Genomic DNA, 15,746 nt, shown 5'->3' with positions numbered 1-15,746 from the left:
CAGTCACTTCTCTTGAAAGACACCTCGCATTCGAGGAGCAAAGCACGTGGACCAGGACCAAAGTACGGTTTGCCCCGACACGGATATTCAAAGACGATATTGGATGCGATACGTAACCGGATGGGTCGCTGTGCTGGCGATCTTTCTGGTCGACGTCGCGTGGCTTCACGTGGGCTCCTACTCGGTGCGTAGCGATCGTCTATCTGGTTTCGCGAAAGTAGTCGGGATTTTCATTGGCGTCGCCGTGGTGCTGAAAGTAGTCGCGAAAATTCCGCGCTATCGGAAACTGACGGAGCAACTGCGCTATCCGGAAGTGTCGGAGCTGTTTGCGTGGCTTGCCATGCTTTCCTGTTTCACGTGGGTGGGTTCGCTCCTGTCTTATCTTTGCGTGACTACGAATGCCCCCCTTATCGACAGCTCGCTTGTTCGATTCGATTCCGCGCTTGGATTCGATTGGCCGTCGGTCTATGCATGGGTTCATTCCCGTCCTGTCGTTCATCGCGTGCTTGCAATTGCCTACGCCAGCGGATTGTGGCAACTCATTGCGATTCCCGTATTCCTTGCGTTGGCGAGACGCCGCGAGGCGTTATCGGAGTTTGCAATGCTCTTTATATCGATGACCGTTTTGACTCTCCTTATTTCAACGCCATTTCCCGCCGCAAGCGCGTTCGTTCACTTCAACGTGACCGATCCGAATACTGCGTCGACGGTATCCGACTTTGCTCTATTGAGAAGCGGCACGTTGAGAACCATCGATCTCGCAGCGGCGCAAGGTCTTGTGTCCATGCCGTCGTTGCATACCGCGCTCGGAGTTTTGTTTGCCTACTCGCTACGTCACGTGCCGGTTATTTCCGTGATCGCATGCCTGCTCAATATGACAATGATCGCTTCCACGCCGACGCAGGGCGGGCACTATCTTGTCGACGTTCTTTCGGGTCTGTTGCTCGCATTTGCCGTCATTTATGCCTCGAAGCTTCTGCGTCGATGGATCGATCCGGTTTTTCTCGCCAGGAGACGGTCGCGAAGAGTCAGGGCTTCGACCCTCGAAACGCTCCAGAAAAATTGACAGAAATTACAACAATAGATATTCTGTCCAGATGACGAATCCATCCAAAGAGCAGCAACTTCTGGTCGAGCAGCTGAAGCAGGTAGCCAAGGGGTTAGGAGAGACCTTTGCGCCTTTCTGCGAGGTCGTTGTCCACGATCTGCTGCACGCCGACCAGGCGATTGTCGCGATCCACAACAACCTGTCGGGACGGGAAGAGGGCGACCCGGCAACCGAGCTGGGTCTTGCACGAATCGCGGACGAGACCTATCCGCAGGTCATCGCAAACTACGGCAACCAGTTCGCTGACGGACGGCAGGTGAAAAGCACCTCAATCGGCATCAAGGACTCCGGCGGCCGTTATGTGGCCGCGCTTTGTCTCAACATCGATCTCACGCTGTTCGGCACCTTGCAAACCATGCTCGGTCAATTCGTCAGTGCCGGTAATACTGCCGGTGTGAAGGAGTCTCTCGACCCGCCGGGAGCGGACGGAATCAGGCAGCGCATCGACCAGTTCGCCGCCCGGCTGGCAACCACGCCGCGAGCGCTGAAGACCGCCGAGCGGCGTGCGTTGATGAACGAGCTTCGGGAGTCCGGCAGCATGGAAGTACGGCGCGCGATGGAAATCGTCGCACTCCACCTGGGCGTATCACGAGCGACGGTGTACAACGATGCCAAATGACGCGCGTTTAGTACTACTCGACAAAGACGTTGTCGAGTCCCTGCTGCTTGCCGACGACGTGCTCGATGCGGTGCGCGAAGCATTCGTTTTACATAGCCAACGCGAAGGGCGGGTTTTTCCGGTCGTTCGCGAGGCGCTTGCCACGGGCGGCGTCTTTGGCATCAAGTTGGGCGACGTGCCGGCTCAAAACCTGCTTGGGTTTAAGGCCGCAGGGTTTTGGCCCGGCAATCGAGGGCTCGGCGGCGAGCCTCATCAAGCCACCATCGTTTTGATCGACCCCGGGACCGGACGCCCTGTTTGCATCGTCGATGGCAATGCAGTCACGACCATGCGCACGGCTGCCGCGGGCGGGCTGGGTCTGCAGCAACTTGCCCGGCCGGATAGTTCGGCTGTGTGTCTGTTCGGCACGGGTGTGCAAGCGAGGGCGCAGTTGACCTTCGCTCTGCGTGTGATGCCAACGCTGGAAAAAGTCCGCTATGTGAGCGCAACAGGGCAGCGTAATCCGGCGTTTGAGGCGGCTTTCTCGGCGCAGTGCGACATCGCACCGGCGCCTGATCGCAACGTTGCGGTCGCGGAAAGCGACATCGTGATTACCACCACGCCAGGCGCCGGAGCACTGTTCGATCTGGAGGCGGTGCGGCCAGGCACACATCTGAACTGCGTAGGCGCCGACACCAAAGGAAAGCGCGAACTTCCCGATGGCCTTCTGCAGCGCGTTCACCTGTTTGTCGACGATCGCGCACAAGCAAGCCAGATCGGCGAGACCCAGTGGGCACCTCGCACACCCAACATGGAGTTCGGCGATCTATTGACCCGCCGCGCCCAATTCAATCGCGGGCGCGACGACATCACCGTTTTCGACATGACGGGTCTCGCGCTGCAGGACCTGACCGTGGCCCGCATGCTGTTTGACCGCGCTTGCCAGTCGAATCTCGGCACCGCTCTTTCATGGCCGTGGTGACAGGCCTCGACAACCGCGTCGTTCGACGCACGAACTATTGATGGAATGACATGCTGAATCTTCCGACCTACATGGACGTTGCCGCCGCGGCAAAGCGAATCGAAGGCAAGGCAAAGCGGACTCCTGTCATGACTTCGCGCACAGTCAACGAGGAGACCGGCGCCGAAGTTTTCTTCAAGTGCGAAAACTACCAGCGCATGGGCGCATTCAAGTTCCGCGGCGCGATGAACGCACTGTCGAAATTCGACGAGCGTCAGCGCGCCGCGGGCGTGGTCGCTTTCTCATCCGGCAATCACGCGCAGGCCATTGCGTTGTCGGCGAAACTGCTTGGCATTCCCGCGACCATTATCATGCCGCTCGATGCCCCCGCCGCCAAAGTTGCAGCCACCAGGGGCTATGGTGGAAACGTGGTGACCTACGACCGTTATACCGAAGATCGTGAAGCGATCGGCCGGGACCTCGCGGACAAGCACGGAATGACCTTGATTCCGCCGTACGACCATCCCGATGTCATCGCGGGCCAGGGCACCGCTGCCAAGGAGCTGATCGAAGAGGCCGGGAGGCTCGACGCGTTGTTCGTCTGTCTCGGTGGCGGCGGATTGCTGGCAGGATCGGCGCTGGCGGCCCGCGAACTTGCGCCGGACTGCGCCATCTACGGCGTGGAGCCGGAAGCCGGCAATGACGGACAGCAATCGTTCAGATCCGGCTCGATCGTACACATCGCGACACCGAAGACGATCGCGGATGGCGCGCAGACTCAGCACCTGGGGGAATATACGTTCGCGATCATCAAACGCGACGTCAACGACATTCTGACCGCCACCGACGAGCAACTGGTGGCCTGCATGCGATTCTTCGCAGAGCGTATGAAAATGGTCGTCGAACCCACCGGTTGTCTGGCCTTTGCCGCGGTGCGCGAAATGAAGAGCCAGTTGAAGGGCAAGCGGGTCGGTGTGATCGTGAGCGGCGGCAATGTCGATATGGAGCGGTATAGCGCCTTCCTCGCCGGCTAGATCACGGCTGTAACGCTTCCATCTCCTCCCGCGCGTAACGCGTGGGAGGCAGTCCAACGTGACGGGTGAACGCGACGCTGAACGTGCTTGCGGAACTGTAGCCGACGCGTTGCGCCACCTCGGCAACCCCACACTCCCTCCGGCGCAGCAGGTTCTTGGCGATGGCCATGCGCCAGGCGAGCAGGTATTCCATCGGCGCAACGCCCACGGCGCGGCTGAATCGCTCGAAGAACGCCGAGCGGGAGAGGGCCGCCTCCTTCGCCAGTTGCGCGACCGTCCAGGCCCGGGTTGGGCTTTCATGCATCTGCCGTATCGCGGCCGCGAGTCGTCCGTCGGCGAGTCCGCGCAACAAGCCCGGTGACGCTGCGGTGTCCGCCGTGGATCTCAGCGCTTCGATCAGCAGAACCTCCAGCAGTCGTGCCAGCACGACATCCCGCGCGGGCCGCTGTTCGCGCGACTCTTCGCCCACAAGTTGCACGAGGGTGGCGAGTCTCTTATCGCCGCGCACGTGCACGAGTCGCGGCAGGAGCGAAACCAGCAGGGCCGCATCCGGCGAACCGAAGGCGCAGTGTCCGACCAGCATTCGAACGTCGGGCGGCCCGCTTTGAACGCCAAGTCTGAACTCGCCGCCGGGCAGTGCGATGTGCGCCGTGTCGAAGTCTTCCGGCGGCGGCTCGAGGCTCGACACTGAGTAGTCATACGCCGAGGGGATCAGGACAAAGTCGCCCGGCTGGAGAATGATCGGCTCCTGTCCGACGACCGCGAGGCGGCACGAGCCTTCAAGGGTCACGCAGTAGAAGGGTTGTCCCGCTTGCGAGCGGCGTACACGCCAGAGGCCTGCGCCGCTGACGACTTTGGAGAACGGGGCGCCAGGTTGGAGCAACGTCACTACCTCGGCTAGCGGGTCGATCATGGCAGGACTCTTGCAAACGAGATGTGGACTTTCTATTGTAGCAAGTCCGGATTCGGCGGCTTATTGTTTCGGTACTGCAAACCACCGACAGGAGTCGTCCATGAAAACCGTCCTGATTACCGGATGCTCGTCCGGGTTCGGCCTCGAAACCGCCCGGTATTTTCTCGATCGCGGCTGGGAGGTCATTGCCACGATGCGCACGCCGCGCGAGGATGTTCTGCCGCATTCGGAGCGTCTGCGCGTGCTAGCCCTCGACGTGACCGATGCGCGCAGTGTTCGTCAAGCCGTGGAGGCCGCAGGCCCGATCGACGTGCTGGTCAACAACGCCGGGATTGGCGTGCTGAACGCTCTCGAAGGCACTTCGATGGAAACGGCCCGTGAGGTCTTCGAGACGAATACGCTTGGCACGATGGCGGTGACACAGGCGGTGCTGCCTCAGTTCAGGCAACGTGAGTCGGGTGTGATCGTGAACGTCAGTTCGAGCGTGACATTGCGGCCGCTTGCTCTGCTTTCCGTGTACACCGCCAGCAAGGCGGCAGTGAATGCATTCACGGAATCTCTCGCGCTGGAGTTGAAGCAATTCAACATCCGGGTGAACCTGGTGTTGCCAGGACGAGCGCCTGAAACCCGCTTCGGTGAAAACGCCCGGTCCCGGATGCAAGGCGGCTTCCCGGAGGCTTACGCCGCCCTGGCGCAAAGTGTCTTCGAACGATGGACGCAGTCTTCGGAAGTCACCCACTCAGAGGATGTGGCAGAAGCCGTGTGGCGCGCGGCGAACGACCCGTCCTGCCCGCTACGCATTGCGGCCGGCGCAGACGCGCTGGCATGGGCCACGTCATCCTGAGCAAGGCGTGCGGCCCCGAGGAGGGGCGGCACGCCAGACAATCTTCGCTTGACTGACTGTCTCTGGGTGACGAACCGGGCTACGCCGGTCATTCAGCGTGTGGTGTATCCGCCATTGGCGAACAAGGTCTGCCCGGTGATCCACCAGCCGTCCGTGACGAGAAACTTGACCAGAGGCGCGATGTCTTCGATATCGGTCAAGCCGGTCCTGGAGAATTTACCCAACGCGGCGGCGGACTTGTTATAGGCGGCCGAATCAGCGGTTTCCTGGCCATAGAAGAACGGCGTATCCATGGGGCCGGGGCCGATTGCGTTGACGGAAATGCCGCGCTCGCCGAACTCTTTCGATGCCGCTCGTGTGTAGTGCTCGACCGGCGCCTTGCTGCCCGGGTAGATCGAGTAGAACGGCGTGTAGGCAGCCAGCAGCGATGTCACGATGGTGACAATGCTGCCTTCGTTTTCCAGCGTGCGTCCCGCTTGCTGAATAAAGAAGAAAGCAGCCTTGGAGTTGGCGGCAAAACTCTTGTCGTAGTCGGCTTCCGTCACGTCGAGAATGGGTTTCTTGATCACGACGCCGGCGGTGTTTACGCCGATATCGACGCGGCCGAAGTGCGACTTCGCGGTATCGAACAGCTTCTTGCTGGTGCCGGCGTCGGAGAGGTCGCCTTGAAATGTGATGACGTCGACGCCTTTCTCCTTCAGCGCGCCGGCGGTGGTTTCGGCCTGCTGCCGCGATGAGTCGCTGTTGTAGTGCAGGAGCAGGCCGCCGGCGCCTGCGTCCACCAGCTCGTTTGCGATCAGCGCGCCGAGGTTTTTGCCGCCACCGGCAATAACGACGACTTTTTGCGCCAGGGATCGTGAAGCCATGATGTTTCTCCTGTTCAGGTGAGAGGCAATGTCAAACGCGGTAGAAGATCGAGCTTGCGTTTGAGTCTATCGGCCGGTACCCGGACAGGCATTCAAAAAAATCTCTGGTTTTCAAATTCCTGCAGATTTATCCGATGGGGTTGCTGCCGCTTTTCTTAAGCACGCAGCACACTCACTCCCGCGGCCTCGAGCGCGTCTGTCAGCGTGGTATCGGTTTCCCGCTCGACTACGATTGTCTGCGCCAGGGTCACCTCGCCAATTGAATACGCCGACGCCGCATTGAGCTTGTCCATTGAAGCCAGCACGACAGTCTCGGCCGCCCGTGCGGCGAGCGCCCGTTTCACATACGCCTCTTCGAGGTCGCCGGTACTTAACCCCGCGGTGGGATGAACGCCGGTGACGCCCATGAAGTAGAGATCGGCGTGGATATGCGACATGGCCTCGATGGCCGCTGCACCGACGTTCACTATGGAGTGCTTGTACAGCCGCCCGCCGATCATGATGACGTCAATCGACGGATGATCGACCAGCGCAACGGCAACCGTCGGACTATGCGTGACGACAGTTGCCGACAGGGTGCGGGGGATGTGCTTCACGAGTTCAGCGGAAGTGGTCCCGCCGTCGATGATGACGATCTGCCCCGGCGCGATCATGGATGCGGCCGCGATGCCGATTGCGCGCTTGCCCGACGACTCCAGCGCGCGTCTCTCCGAAAACGAAGCAACCGCCGACGAGGCGGGCAAGGCGCCGCCGTGAACCCGCTGCAAGAGGCCTTCGGCAGCCAGTTCGCGCAGATCGCGCCGGATGGTGTCCTCCGACACGCCGAAGCTTGCGGCGAGCGGTGCGGCAAGCACCTGTCCGTCTTGAGCCAGCAATTGCAGGATCGTCTGTTTGCGTTGTGAGGTCAGCATCGTCTTGCACGTTTTTTCTTGATATTGCACGAAAATGCACGATATCATGAGTGCTCCTCTTTCGCCAGTGGGAGCAAGCCGTGACTGCAACACAAGAACGAGTGCGCATCATCGACACCGTCGTGCTGTCGGACGACTGGTATGTGCTGAAGAAAACGATCTTCGACTTCCAGCGGCGCGACGGCGCCTGGCAGCGGCAGAGCCGCGAGACCTACGATCGCGGCAACGGTGCGACGATCCTGTTATTCGACCGGGCGAGGAAGACGGTGATCCTGACGCGCCAGTTCCGGTTCCCGGTGTTCGTCAATGGCCACGACGGGATGCTGGTGGAAGCACCGGGGGGACTGCTCGACAACGCGTCGCCGGAGGAGCGGATTCGCGCCGAGGTGGAGGAGGAAACCGGCTATCGGGTGCGAGACGTGCAGAAAGTTTTCGAGGCGTATATGAGCCCGGGCTCGGTGACGGAGAAGCTGCACTTTTTCTTTGCTGAATACGACGCGGCGTCGCGCATTGGCGACGGTGGCGGGATCGAAGCCGAGGGCGAAGATCTCGAAGTGATCGAGCTGACGTTCGACGACGCGCTCGCGGCCGTGCGCCGCGGGGACATTGTGGATGCCAAGACGATCATGCTTTTGCAGCATGCGGCGCTGACCGGGGTGATGGAGCGGCGTACAAGATGAGTCTGCGGCGAGGTTAGTGTCGGCGTCGCTGGCGGATTCGGATGCTGCGCGAGGGTAGGGGCGCGCTATCGACGCTCTTTGAAATACCGGCTGGGCGGCGTACCCAGCACACGCTGGAACAACGCCGTAAAAGCACTCGGGCTGCCATATCCCAGATCCATCGCGACCGTGGTGACACTGTCGCCGTCGCCGAGCCGCGCAATCGCGGCTAGCAGGCACGCCTGCTGGCGCCATTGCGCAAAACCGATGCCGGTCTGCGCCCTGAAAAACCGCGTGAACGAGCGGCGGCTCATATTGAGCGCGTCAGCCATCTCGTCAATGTCGACTTGCAACGAGGGTTGATCGAGCAGCGCGCAGCACAGACGCGCGAGTTGCGGATCGGCCGGCAGCGGCGCGTTGAGGGAGAGCTGCGGCATGGTTGCGATCTCGTCGACCAGCAGTCCCATGATTTTGCCTTCCCTGCCGTCCAGGTCGTAATGCGCGGGCAGGTCGATGGCTTCGTCCAGAAGGCAGCGCAGAAGCGTCGACACCTCCAGCACGCAACACGTAGCGGGCAGCCCCTTGGCTTGCGCCGTCTCCGCCGTCACGAAGGTATTCAGCATGGTGACGGGGCCACGCATACGCATTTCATGCACGACTCCCGCCGGTACCCAGCAGGCCCGCAATGGCGGCACCACCCAGTTGCCTTGCGTCGTGAACATGCTGATCGTGCCGCAGGCCGCGTATGCGAACTGCCCTCTGCGATGCGAGTGCGCAGAAAACGCAGACGAAGCCGGATAGTCGTTCGCGGTGACGACGACGTTTCGGGGAATGTCTTCGTAGGGGGCCAGCAAGGTATCGCGCATGGCCCTAAGTCTACATAAATTGGCCTGGTGTCGAAAGCGGGTCAACTTGCTGCTCTTTAAGATGGGCGAACCGACTGCGTAGTCGTCTGCATCCGTGCCGACGCTTGCGCGGGGCAAGGTCATTTTTTATTGCGGAGAAGCAAATGATCAATACATTCCATCGGGTGGGCACAGGGCCGCATTCCGTTCTCGTTCTGCATGGCTGGTTCGGCGACGCGCGGGCTTTTGCTTCGCTCGAACCTGCGCTCGACGGCAACCGGTTCACGTATGTCTTCATGGACTACCGCGGCTATGGGCACATGCAAGCCATCGCGGGCGAATATACGATCGATGAAATCGCGCAAGATGCTTTAGCGCTGGCTGACGCGCTCGGATTCGAGACCTTTAGTCTGATTGGCCACTCGATGGGCGGCATGGTGATCGAGCGCATCGCGATGCTTGCGCCGAAGCGGGTCCGCATGTTGATACCGGTCGCGCCGGTTCCATGCTGCGGCGTTAAATTCGATGCCGACCGGCGCGGCTTGTTCGAGCGGGCGATCGGGCAGGTCGAAGCGCGTCAGGCGATTATCGACAGAAGCACAGGGAACCGCCTGCCGGAAACATGGACCCGATCGATGGCGGACTATTCGTGGCGCAACTCATCGTCAACCGCGTTCGGAGCCTACCTGAACGCATGGAGCAAGTCCGACTTCAGCGCCCGCGTCCACGGCGCTCGCTACCCGGTGCACGTGCTGATCGGCGAATACGACCCGACCTTCAACTCGGATCTGATGCGGGCTACCTACCTCGCCTGGTATCCGGGTGCAACGCTGGAGGTGCTGTCAAATGCGGGGCACTACCCGACGCACGAAGTGCCGCTTGCGCTGGCGGCGAGTATCGAGCGCAATTTGCAACAAGGCGAACGGGGCTGAGGGAAGGGCGCGGGCGGCGTTTGCGCACAAGCCGGCTTTCCGCGTATGCAAGCCACGTGCAAGCCGGGTGGGCGTAGAATGCCAGCCTTCCTGGACACTACCCGAGAGTCGAGCCGCCTCATGAACGAACCGCGCAAGAAGAACCCGACCTTAGGCATCGCCGTGTTTATCGTGATCGCAGTATTGCTGGTGATTGCGACGCTGCTCTATAACGCGATCAGCGGCAAGCGCGAGTTTGACCGCGAGAATGCCGAGGCCCCAAGCGTTGCTTCGAGCGCGGCAGCGGCTGCGGCCGCCGCGGCGAGTGGCGCGTCGCAATGACGCACTGAGTGAGGCATGGGGTAAGACACCGAGCGGGGCGCAGGCGATATGCTCCTGCGCCGCCGCGCCGCCGCGCCGCCGCGCCGCCGCGCCGCCGCGCCGCCGTACTGTGCTTGTGTGAGCCTCAGCCAGGCCCGCTTACTCGTCCGGCAGCCGGATCACGCTTGCGTCCTTGCGGATCAGGTTGGCTGCCGCGAGCATCTGCTTGCACTGGTGCGCGAGCAGTTTCAGTTCATGCACGGCGTCCGCCGTGTAGTCTGCCGATTTCTCGGCCTCCACCACCATTGCATCGAGTTCGCGGCCGAGCTGTCTGGTGAGTTCAGCCTGTTCGGCGGGCGCCGCCGAGCCGGCCTCGGCTTCCGTGAGATTGTCCCGCACCATGCTGAGCACACGCTGCAGCGGCTGAAGTGAGATGCTTTCCTGCTGCTGGGCGGAAGTGCGCAACAACGGCGCGGCTGCCGTGATCTGCGAGGCTAGCGCGTGACTGCGCACCAGCAGATCGTTGAGCTCGGGGACAAACTTCTGTGCGGCCTTCGGCTCCAGCATCATGCGCTGGAACGCCTGTCCGAGATTGGCGAATGCCACATGCACGTTCTTGCGGGCGAGCCGGTAGCGGTAGTCGCGCTCGAGCGCGGCCGCTGCCGCCGAGGCGGCAGGCGTTGCCGCCGCGGCAGTCGCAGTAGCGGGCGGAACTGACGGCGCCAAGGGAGCTGCCGTGCCTGGGGCGCCCGACCCGCCGCTTACCCCAACCGAGGCAAGCTTCGCTCCGCCAAAGCTCGCCCCGCCAAACCCCGCAGCGCCAAAACTTCCCGCGGGGTCTGCCATTGCAGCGGCCGGTGCGCGTGCGCCGGCCTCGGTCACGACGGCTGTCGCGACCGGAACCGGTTTGCCGCCCCACCACCAGCTTGCTTCCAGATACTGCCGGGTCGCGGCGATCATGCTGTTGACGAGCTTGCCCATCAGCCGGTATTCCCAGTAGGGGAACAGGTGGCTGGCAGCAATGGCTATCGCGCAGCCGACCACCGTATCGATAGCCCGCTCGCCGATGATCCGCATGCTGCCCGGCGCAAGCAGGTGAAACATCAGCAGCACGTATGCTGAGGTGAACACCACGCTCGCCGTGTAGTTGAACAGCAGCAGGCTGTAGCTCATTACCATTGAGGCGAACATCACCACCAGCAGGATGTGCGGTTCCTTCACGAACACCATCAGCGCGATGCTCGCCGCGCAGCCGATCAGCGTGCCGATAATCCGCTGGCTGTTACGCTGCTTGGTGAGCGAATAGCCGGGCTTCAGGATGATGACGGTGGTCATCACGATCCAGTAGGCATTGGTGAGCGGTAACAGCCGCCCGAGCCAGAAGCCGACGGCCACCGCGATCGTCACGCGCAACGCATGCCGAAAGCTCGGCGAGGCCATGGTCAGGTTCGAGAAGATCTGTCCGAACGGCACGCGCCGGCTCGACACGAAACGCGTCAGCGCCTGGTCCAGACGCAGTTCGGTTTCTGTCGTGCGCGCCTCGCTGGACAGGCTCTTGCGCATCTTGTCGATCAGGCGTGTCGCGCTCCAGATGCGGCGGAATGTGGCCGAGACTGCCGAATACGCCTCCGGGTTCTTCGCCGGCATATCGTGTTTGCGCATCAGTTCGATTTCGAACTCGATCGCGCGCAACTCGGCCTTCACATTGATGCGGCTGCGTGGTGGCTGGTTCTGCAGTACCGCGAGGCCAATCTCTTCGAGGTCGGCCGCCGCCTTGCGGATCAGGTCGCGATAGAACGTCAGCATGTCCGAGCCGCCGAAGGTGTTGCGCACCATCGGGTAATCGGTGTGCGCGCCGACAAACAGTTCGTGCAGATCGACCGTGTTGATGAACAGGTTGAACAGCATGGCGCGGCGCGGTTCGAGCTTGCCGGTCTTGAGCTTGGGGAGGTTGCGCAGCACGATGTCGCGCGCCGCGTCCTGGCGATCGACCGCGGCGATCTGCTTGGCGACCAGATTGCGATAGCACTCGTCGAGGTCGTTATCGAGGTCGTAGAAATCGGAGCGCGCGAGCAGATAGTCCGCACAGGCGAACACGCTTTCGGCGAGCGCCTGCTGTTCGATACGGTGCATCTGCCAGCGGCTCACCAGGGTTGACCAGTACGTGTACCAGAGACCGCCCGCCAGAATCCAGGCGGCGTTGACGAGGGCCTGCAGCGGCGTGAAGTGCTCTTCAAGCGTCATGATCATCATGAAGAGCGTGGCGAAGCTGATCTGCGGCCAGCGGTTGCCGTATACGACGATCAGCGACAGGACGAAGGTGAGCGGCACCACCGTGCACCACAGGGCTACCGGGTTGACGGTGGCAAGGCCGGTAGCGAGCGCCGACAGAAAGCCGATCACGCTGCACGCCAGCATTTCGTTGTGCTTGTACTTCAGCGGCCCTGGCATGTCGACCACGCATGCGCCGAGTGCGCCGGTCGCAATCGTGAAGCCCAGGTCCTGGTTGTGAAACAGAAGCAGGCAAATGACGGCCGGTAACGAGACGCCGACCGCGATCCGCAGGCCGCCATAAAAGTACTGGCTATATAGGAATTTTTTGATCTCGACCGAATAGCGCATCGACTGCCTGGAGTTTTCGTACCACGACAATAATGAGACTGCAGGGAAGCCCCAAACCGGTGATGAGTCTAACTGATTTTATGGCTCATCTGACCTCATCCGTTTGGCCAGCTTATGTCGTGCCGATGCGTTTGCTATGCTGTTTTTCAGGCGTCGCGTGAGGTGTTGCCGGGGCGGTTTAACCCTAGCATGCTGTTCGCCTGTGCCGCTGCGCCGGCCCGCTCGCGCAAGACCTTGCGGTACCACAGCGTCCACGTCAGCAGCGCGCCGTAAATGCCGTAGCCGATGAAAGGCGAGACTACCAGGAAGCGCTCGATCGGCCAGGTCCATGCCATCCATGAGCGCAACAGCGTTTCGCCGGTGAGACCCACGCCCCACACCGCGGTCATCAGGCGCAACGCAGCGGCAAAGGCGGGGCGCTCGTTGATCAGCGCGGTAATACGCGCGGCGCCGTCCGCCTGTTCGCGGGCCACCGTGGCGCGGGCCAGATAGAAGATGAGCGGGCGGCGCAGCGGCAGCGAGAGCAGGAACGCCACGCCAATCGCGCCGGACACCAGCGATTCGCGCAGCAGCAGCATGCGCGGGCTGCCGCCCAGCGCCATCGCGCAGATCGACAGCACAATGCCGGCCAGCACGATCACGCTGAGTGCGTCGACGCGCCTGAAGCGCGCCAGCTCGACAAGGCTCCAGATGATGGGCGGCACGGCCGAGGCGATCAGGCCGCCGGTCTCGCCCCAATGGGGCGCCGCGAGCCGGTACGCGAGCCACGGCAACAACAGGTTGACTGCCAGATCGAGCACGAAAGCGGGTCGCAGTTTCATATTAATTTACGTTGTAAGCGATAGATGCGAGTATCGATGAGGTGACGGCGTTCAGCAACTTTTTTTGTGCATCAGTCCGGCGCGCCGATAGCGGCTCATGTGTCACCTGTGGAAGTCCCGCTCGGCCGCAGCCGCGGATTTCGCCGTGCGAGACGGCCGCCGGGCGCGTGTGTACACTTGCGGTTCGTTGCCCCATACCCACGCCATGACATCCCGCTACCCGATCCCGCCCAATGAAGTCGAACTGACCGCCGTGCGCGCGCAAGGGGCCGGCGGGCAGAACGTCAACAAGGTGTCCAGCGCGATTCATCTGCGCTTTGACGTGCGCGCGTCGTCGCTGCCTGACGTTCTGAAGATGCGCCTGCTCGCGCTGTCGGATCGGCGGCTGACGCGTGACGGCGTGGTCATCATCAAGGCCCAGGAGCATCGCACCCAGGAGATGAATCGCGCATCCGCGCTGGCGCGTCTCGACGAACTGATTGAGAGCGTCAGCGTGACCCGCACTGCGCGTGTCGCCACCCGGCCGACGCGCGCCTCGAAGCTGCGCCGGCTCGATACCAAGGCGCGGCGCAGCGAGATCAAGTCGGGGCGTTCACGAGTGGACGAGTGAGCCTGCCGCGGTAAAGACTGCAGTTCAGCGCCTGCGCGGGCTGGGGGCGCTGCGGGCGGCGGGGATGAAATCGACGCACAGTATGATGGTCTTGCCTTCGCGCTCGAGTGTGACGGCGGCGGTATAGCAGTCTTCGCCGTCGATCAGCGAGTAGTGCGGTCCCATCATCGCAACCCGGCCCGGTGCGGCCAGCGCGTGCTTGAAGTAAGCGCGGCGCGACCAGTTGCTGCGCGTCGTCGCCAGAAGCGGTGCAAGCCGCTGCGGAGGGGGCGGCACGGAAGGCGCGGAGATCGACGGCAGCGTTTGCTCGCCCTGGTCGTCAGTGACGAACACCCGGCGTGCTTCGGGAATCGGAAACACGAGTTGTGCTGCCAGAGCCAGATCACCGGTATCTGCGAAGCTGCGCGAGGCCGCCAGCACGGCTTCGGCAAAGCCCTCGAAGCCGAGGCGCTGGTGGCGTGCGTGCTTGCGTTCGTAGTCGGCAAACTTGCGCCACATCGAGTCGATCAGTGCCGGGACCCGCGCGCATGCCGCCTGCACGGAGCCTTTCGGCTGGCCGAGCCAGAAGCCCTGTACGAAGTCCACGTCGGCCTGCATCAGGATCATCAGTTCGTCGTCGGTCTCGACCCCTTCGGCCAGCACCAGCGTTCCCGACTGATGCAGCATGGCGATCAGATGGCCGATCAGCGATTCGTCCCCCTGACGCTTGCCGGCCCGCGCCACCAGTGAGCGGTCCAGCTTGACGATGTCGGGGCGGAAGCGCCACACGCGGTCGAAGTTGGAGAAGCCGGTGCCGAAGTCGTCGATCGCAATCAGAAAATCGCGCGGCTGCGAGGCGGCCAGCATGCTGGCGACAGCCGATTCGTCGTCGGCCGGCTGCTCGAGCACCTCGATCACGATGCGTTCCTGCGGCAGTCCGAAATGTGACGACAACTCGTCGATGAAGGCCCGCTGCGGCCAGCCGGTTTCGAACACCTGCGGCCGGGTATTGAGGAACAGCCAGCCAACCGGAACGTTCTGCTCCATGAAGTTGGCGACGTGCAGGCAACGGGCAATCCGGTCCAGCTCGCGCGCCTCGCTGGCCGAGCGGGTGCCCGCAAACAGCATGTCGGGTGTTACCGGCAGTCCGACCGGGTCGAGCGCGCGCAGCAGCGCTTCATAACCAACAATGCGTTGATGGGTGATGGACAGTACTGGCTGAAACACGCTGTGCAGCGTGAGCGCTCGCCATGTGGCGGTCCAGCCTGATTCTTCGTGAACCAGATGGGGCAGGAGGCCGCTTAGCGTCAGTTCTTCGACTGTAGGCATGGTTGCGTGGTCTCAGGCGTGTGTGCGATGCGCAACGAAGTCCTGCGCCGCGCCGGCACGCATGCCGTGGCGTTGGCAGGGCTAAGACGCTGCCCGAAGAGACGGAGCTCAATCCCAGCCACGCTGGCCTCCGGCTGATTGGTCGAAAAACAGTCTAGCAGTTCGAACTTCTCGTGAATGTACGGGTAATCACACACGCACCAGCAGCACCGCCAGATGAGATCAACGCTAGCACGCAGGTGCGGCCGATGCACGCCAAACCACTGGCCGGCGCCTCGCTCGCGCGGCTTGGCGGGCCGTTTGTGCGTTTGTGCAGATGTTTGCAGCAGTTGCCTGGCGGTTCCCAAGCAGCTGCCTGCTAGTCGCCTGGTGGTTGCCTGGTGGTTCCCTGGCCGTTGCCTATTCCCCGCTCCT

At 62.3% G+C, this 15,746-nt stretch carries 16 protein-coding genes; 9 read left to right on the top strand and 7 right to left on the bottom strand.

Annotated features, from left to right (window positions below):
* Nucleotides 1-46: 46 nt before the first annotated feature.
* Genes FFS45_RS28415 through FFS45_RS28400 form a run of 4 tightly spaced genes read left to right on the top strand, consistent with a single transcriptional unit; the run spans nt 47 to nt 3,701 of the window.
* The gene (locus tag FFS45_RS28415) at nt 47-1,066 is read left to right on the top strand and encodes a phosphatase PAP2 family protein (protein ID WP_249362966.1); all 1,020 of its coding nucleotides are present in this window, start codon (nt 47-49) and stop codon (nt 1,064-1,066) included.
* Nucleotides 1,067-1,097: 31 nt separating this feature from the next.
* Nucleotides 1,098-1,727 carry a PAS domain-containing protein gene (locus FFS45_RS28410; RefSeq protein ID WP_137957960.1) on the top strand — a complete coding sequence of 210 codons (630 nt, stop codon included), beginning with the start codon at nt 1,098-1,100 and terminating at the stop codon, nt 1,725-1,727.
* Entirely contained in the window at nt 1,717-2,688 is a 972-nt protein-coding gene (locus FFS45_RS28405; protein WP_137957959.1) for an ornithine cyclodeaminase family protein, read from the top strand. The genes FFS45_RS28410 and FFS45_RS28405 overlap by 11 nt, the downstream gene beginning before the upstream one ends.
* 50 nt (nt 2,689-2,738) lie before the next feature.
* Nucleotides 2,739-3,701 (top strand): threo-3-hydroxy-L-aspartate ammonia-lyase, encoded by a 963-nt coding sequence (locus tag FFS45_RS28400; protein WP_137957958.1) that lies wholly within the window; start codon nt 2,739-2,741, stop codon nt 3,699-3,701.
* A gap of 1 nt (nt 3,702) precedes the next feature.
* Here FFS45_RS28400 and FFS45_RS28395 read toward each other — a convergent pair whose 3' ends face one another.
* Nucleotides 3,703-4,614, bottom strand: a complete 912-nt coding sequence (locus FFS45_RS28395; protein WP_137957957.1) for an AraC family transcriptional regulator — start codon at nt 4,612-4,614, stop codon at nt 3,703-3,705.
* Nucleotides 4,615-4,714: 100 nt separating this feature from the next.
* Here FFS45_RS28395 and FFS45_RS28390 point away from each other — a divergent pair, with 100 nt between their 5' ends.
* Nucleotides 4,715-5,458 (top strand): SDR family oxidoreductase, encoded by a 744-nt coding sequence (locus tag FFS45_RS28390; RefSeq protein ID WP_137957956.1) that lies wholly within the window; start codon nt 4,715-4,717, stop codon nt 5,456-5,458.
* A 92-nt stretch (nt 5,459-5,550) separates the two neighbouring features.
* On the opposite strand, the gene FFS45_RS28385 is transcribed toward FFS45_RS28390, so the two are convergent.
* Nucleotides 5,551-6,324 (bottom strand): SDR family oxidoreductase, encoded by a 774-nt coding sequence (locus tag FFS45_RS28385; RefSeq protein WP_137957955.1) that lies wholly within the window; start codon nt 6,322-6,324, stop codon nt 5,551-5,553.
* Between the two features lie 155 nt (nt 6,325-6,479).
* A complete protein-coding gene (locus tag FFS45_RS28380) occupies nt 6,480-7,283 on the bottom strand; it encodes a DeoR/GlpR family DNA-binding transcription regulator (protein WP_212745770.1) in 804 nt (267 codons plus the stop codon).
* A gap of 32 nt (nt 7,284-7,315) precedes the next feature.
* Between FFS45_RS28380 and FFS45_RS28375 the strand changes: the two genes are divergently transcribed.
* Entirely contained in the window at nt 7,316-7,915 is a 600-nt protein-coding gene (locus FFS45_RS28375) for an NUDIX domain-containing protein (RefSeq protein WP_137957953.1), read from the top strand.
* A 65-nt stretch (nt 7,916-7,980) separates the two neighbouring features.
* Here the strand turns inward: FFS45_RS28375 and FFS45_RS28370 are convergent, their stop codons facing one another.
* Nucleotides 7,981-8,760 (bottom strand): helix-turn-helix transcriptional regulator, encoded by a 780-nt coding sequence (locus tag FFS45_RS28370; protein ID WP_137957952.1) that lies wholly within the window; start codon nt 8,758-8,760, stop codon nt 7,981-7,983.
* Nucleotides 8,761-8,903: 143 nt separating this feature from the next.
* Between FFS45_RS28370 and FFS45_RS28365 the strand changes: the two genes are divergently transcribed.
* Both FFS45_RS28365 and FFS45_RS28360 read left to right on the top strand, forming a co-directional pair.
* Nucleotides 8,904-9,671, top strand: a complete 768-nt coding sequence (locus tag FFS45_RS28365) for an alpha/beta hydrolase (RefSeq protein WP_137957951.1) — start codon at nt 8,904-8,906, stop codon at nt 9,669-9,671.
* A 120-nt stretch (nt 9,672-9,791) separates the two neighbouring features.
* Nucleotides 9,792-9,992, top strand: a complete 201-nt coding sequence (locus FFS45_RS28360; protein WP_137957950.1) for a hypothetical protein — start codon at nt 9,792-9,794, stop codon at nt 9,990-9,992.
* A gap of 138 nt (nt 9,993-10,130) precedes the next feature.
* Here the strand turns inward: FFS45_RS28360 and FFS45_RS28355 are convergent, their stop codons facing one another.
* Both FFS45_RS28355 and FFS45_RS28350 read right to left on the bottom strand, forming a co-directional pair.
* Nucleotides 10,131-12,593 (bottom strand): FUSC family membrane protein, encoded by a 2,463-nt coding sequence (locus FFS45_RS28355; RefSeq protein ID WP_137957975.1) that lies wholly within the window; start codon nt 12,591-12,593, stop codon nt 10,131-10,133.
* 146 nt (nt 12,594-12,739) lie between these two features.
* Nucleotides 12,740-13,414, bottom strand: a complete 675-nt coding sequence (locus tag FFS45_RS28350; protein ID WP_137957949.1) for a VC0807 family protein — start codon at nt 13,412-13,414, stop codon at nt 12,740-12,742.
* 205 nt (nt 13,415-13,619) lie between these two features.
* On the opposite strand from FFS45_RS28350, the gene arfB reads away from it, so the two are divergent.
* Nucleotides 13,620-14,024 carry an alternative ribosome rescue aminoacyl-tRNA hydrolase ArfB gene (gene arfB, locus FFS45_RS28345; RefSeq protein ID WP_137957948.1) on the top strand — a complete coding sequence of 135 codons (405 nt, stop codon included), beginning with the start codon at nt 13,620-13,622 and terminating at the stop codon, nt 14,022-14,024.
* A gap of 24 nt (nt 14,025-14,048) precedes the next feature.
* Here the strand turns inward: arfB and FFS45_RS28340 are convergent, their stop codons facing one another.
* On the bottom strand, nt 14,049-15,332 hold the full coding sequence (locus FFS45_RS28340) for an EAL domain-containing protein (protein ID WP_137957947.1): 1,284 nt from the start codon (nt 15,330-15,332) through the stop codon (nt 14,049-14,051).
* Nucleotides 15,333-15,746: the final 414 nt, after the last annotated feature.

Origin of the sequence: Burkholderia sp. 4M9327F10 (assembly GCF_005503145.1) — a bacterium.
Lineage (GTDB): Bacteria > Pseudomonadota > Gammaproteobacteria > Burkholderiales > Burkholderiaceae > Paraburkholderia.
The sequence above is the reverse complement of the archived record's forward strand: the minus strand, read 5'-3'. Positions and strand labels throughout refer to the sequence as shown.

Bases quoted from the DNA above. Each gene is read 5' to 3' on its own strand.
- FFS45_RS28410 (WP_137957960.1), top strand. From the start codon at position 1,098: ATGACGAATCCATCCAAAGAGCAGCAACTTCTGGTCGAGCAGCTGAAG.
- FFS45_RS28405 (WP_137957959.1), top strand. From the start codon at position 1,717: ATGCCAAATGACGCGCGTTTAGTACTACTCGACAAAGACGTTGTCGAG.
- FFS45_RS28400 (WP_137957958.1), top strand. From the start codon at position 2,739: ATGCTGAATCTTCCGACCTACATGGACGTTGCCGCCGCGGCAAAGCGA.
- FFS45_RS28395 (WP_137957957.1), bottom strand. From the start codon at position 4,614: ATGATCGACCCGCTAGCCGAGGTAGTGACGTTGCTCCAACCTGGCGCC.
- FFS45_RS28390 (WP_137957956.1), top strand. From the start codon at position 4,715: ATGAAAACCGTCCTGATTACCGGATGCTCGTCCGGGTTCGGCCTCGAA.
- FFS45_RS28385 (WP_137957955.1), bottom strand. From the start codon at position 6,324: ATGGCTTCACGATCCCTGGCGCAAAAAGTCGTCGTTATTGCCGGTGGC.
- FFS45_RS28380 (WP_212745770.1), bottom strand. From the start codon at position 7,283: ATGATATCGTGCATTTTCGTGCAATATCAAGAAAAAACGTGCAAGACG.
- FFS45_RS28370 (WP_137957952.1), bottom strand. From the start codon at position 8,760: ATGCGCGATACCTTGCTGGCCCCCTACGAAGACATTCCCCGAAACGTC.
- FFS45_RS28365 (WP_137957951.1), top strand. From the start codon at position 8,904: ATGATCAATACATTCCATCGGGTGGGCACAGGGCCGCATTCCGTTCTC.
- FFS45_RS28360 (WP_137957950.1), top strand. From the start codon at position 9,792: ATGAACGAACCGCGCAAGAAGAACCCGACCTTAGGCATCGCCGTGTTT.
- FFS45_RS28355 (WP_137957975.1), bottom strand. From the start codon at position 12,593: ATGCGCTATTCGGTCGAGATCAAAAAATTCCTATATAGCCAGTACTTT.
- FFS45_RS28350 (WP_137957949.1), bottom strand. From the start codon at position 13,414: ATGAAACTGCGACCCGCTTTCGTGCTCGATCTGGCAGTCAACCTGTTG.
- arfB (WP_137957948.1), top strand. From the start codon at position 13,620: ATGACATCCCGCTACCCGATCCCGCCCAATGAAGTCGAACTGACCGCC.
- FFS45_RS28340 (WP_137957947.1), bottom strand. From the start codon at position 15,332: ATGCCTACAGTCGAAGAACTGACGCTAAGCGGCCTCCTGCCCCATCTG.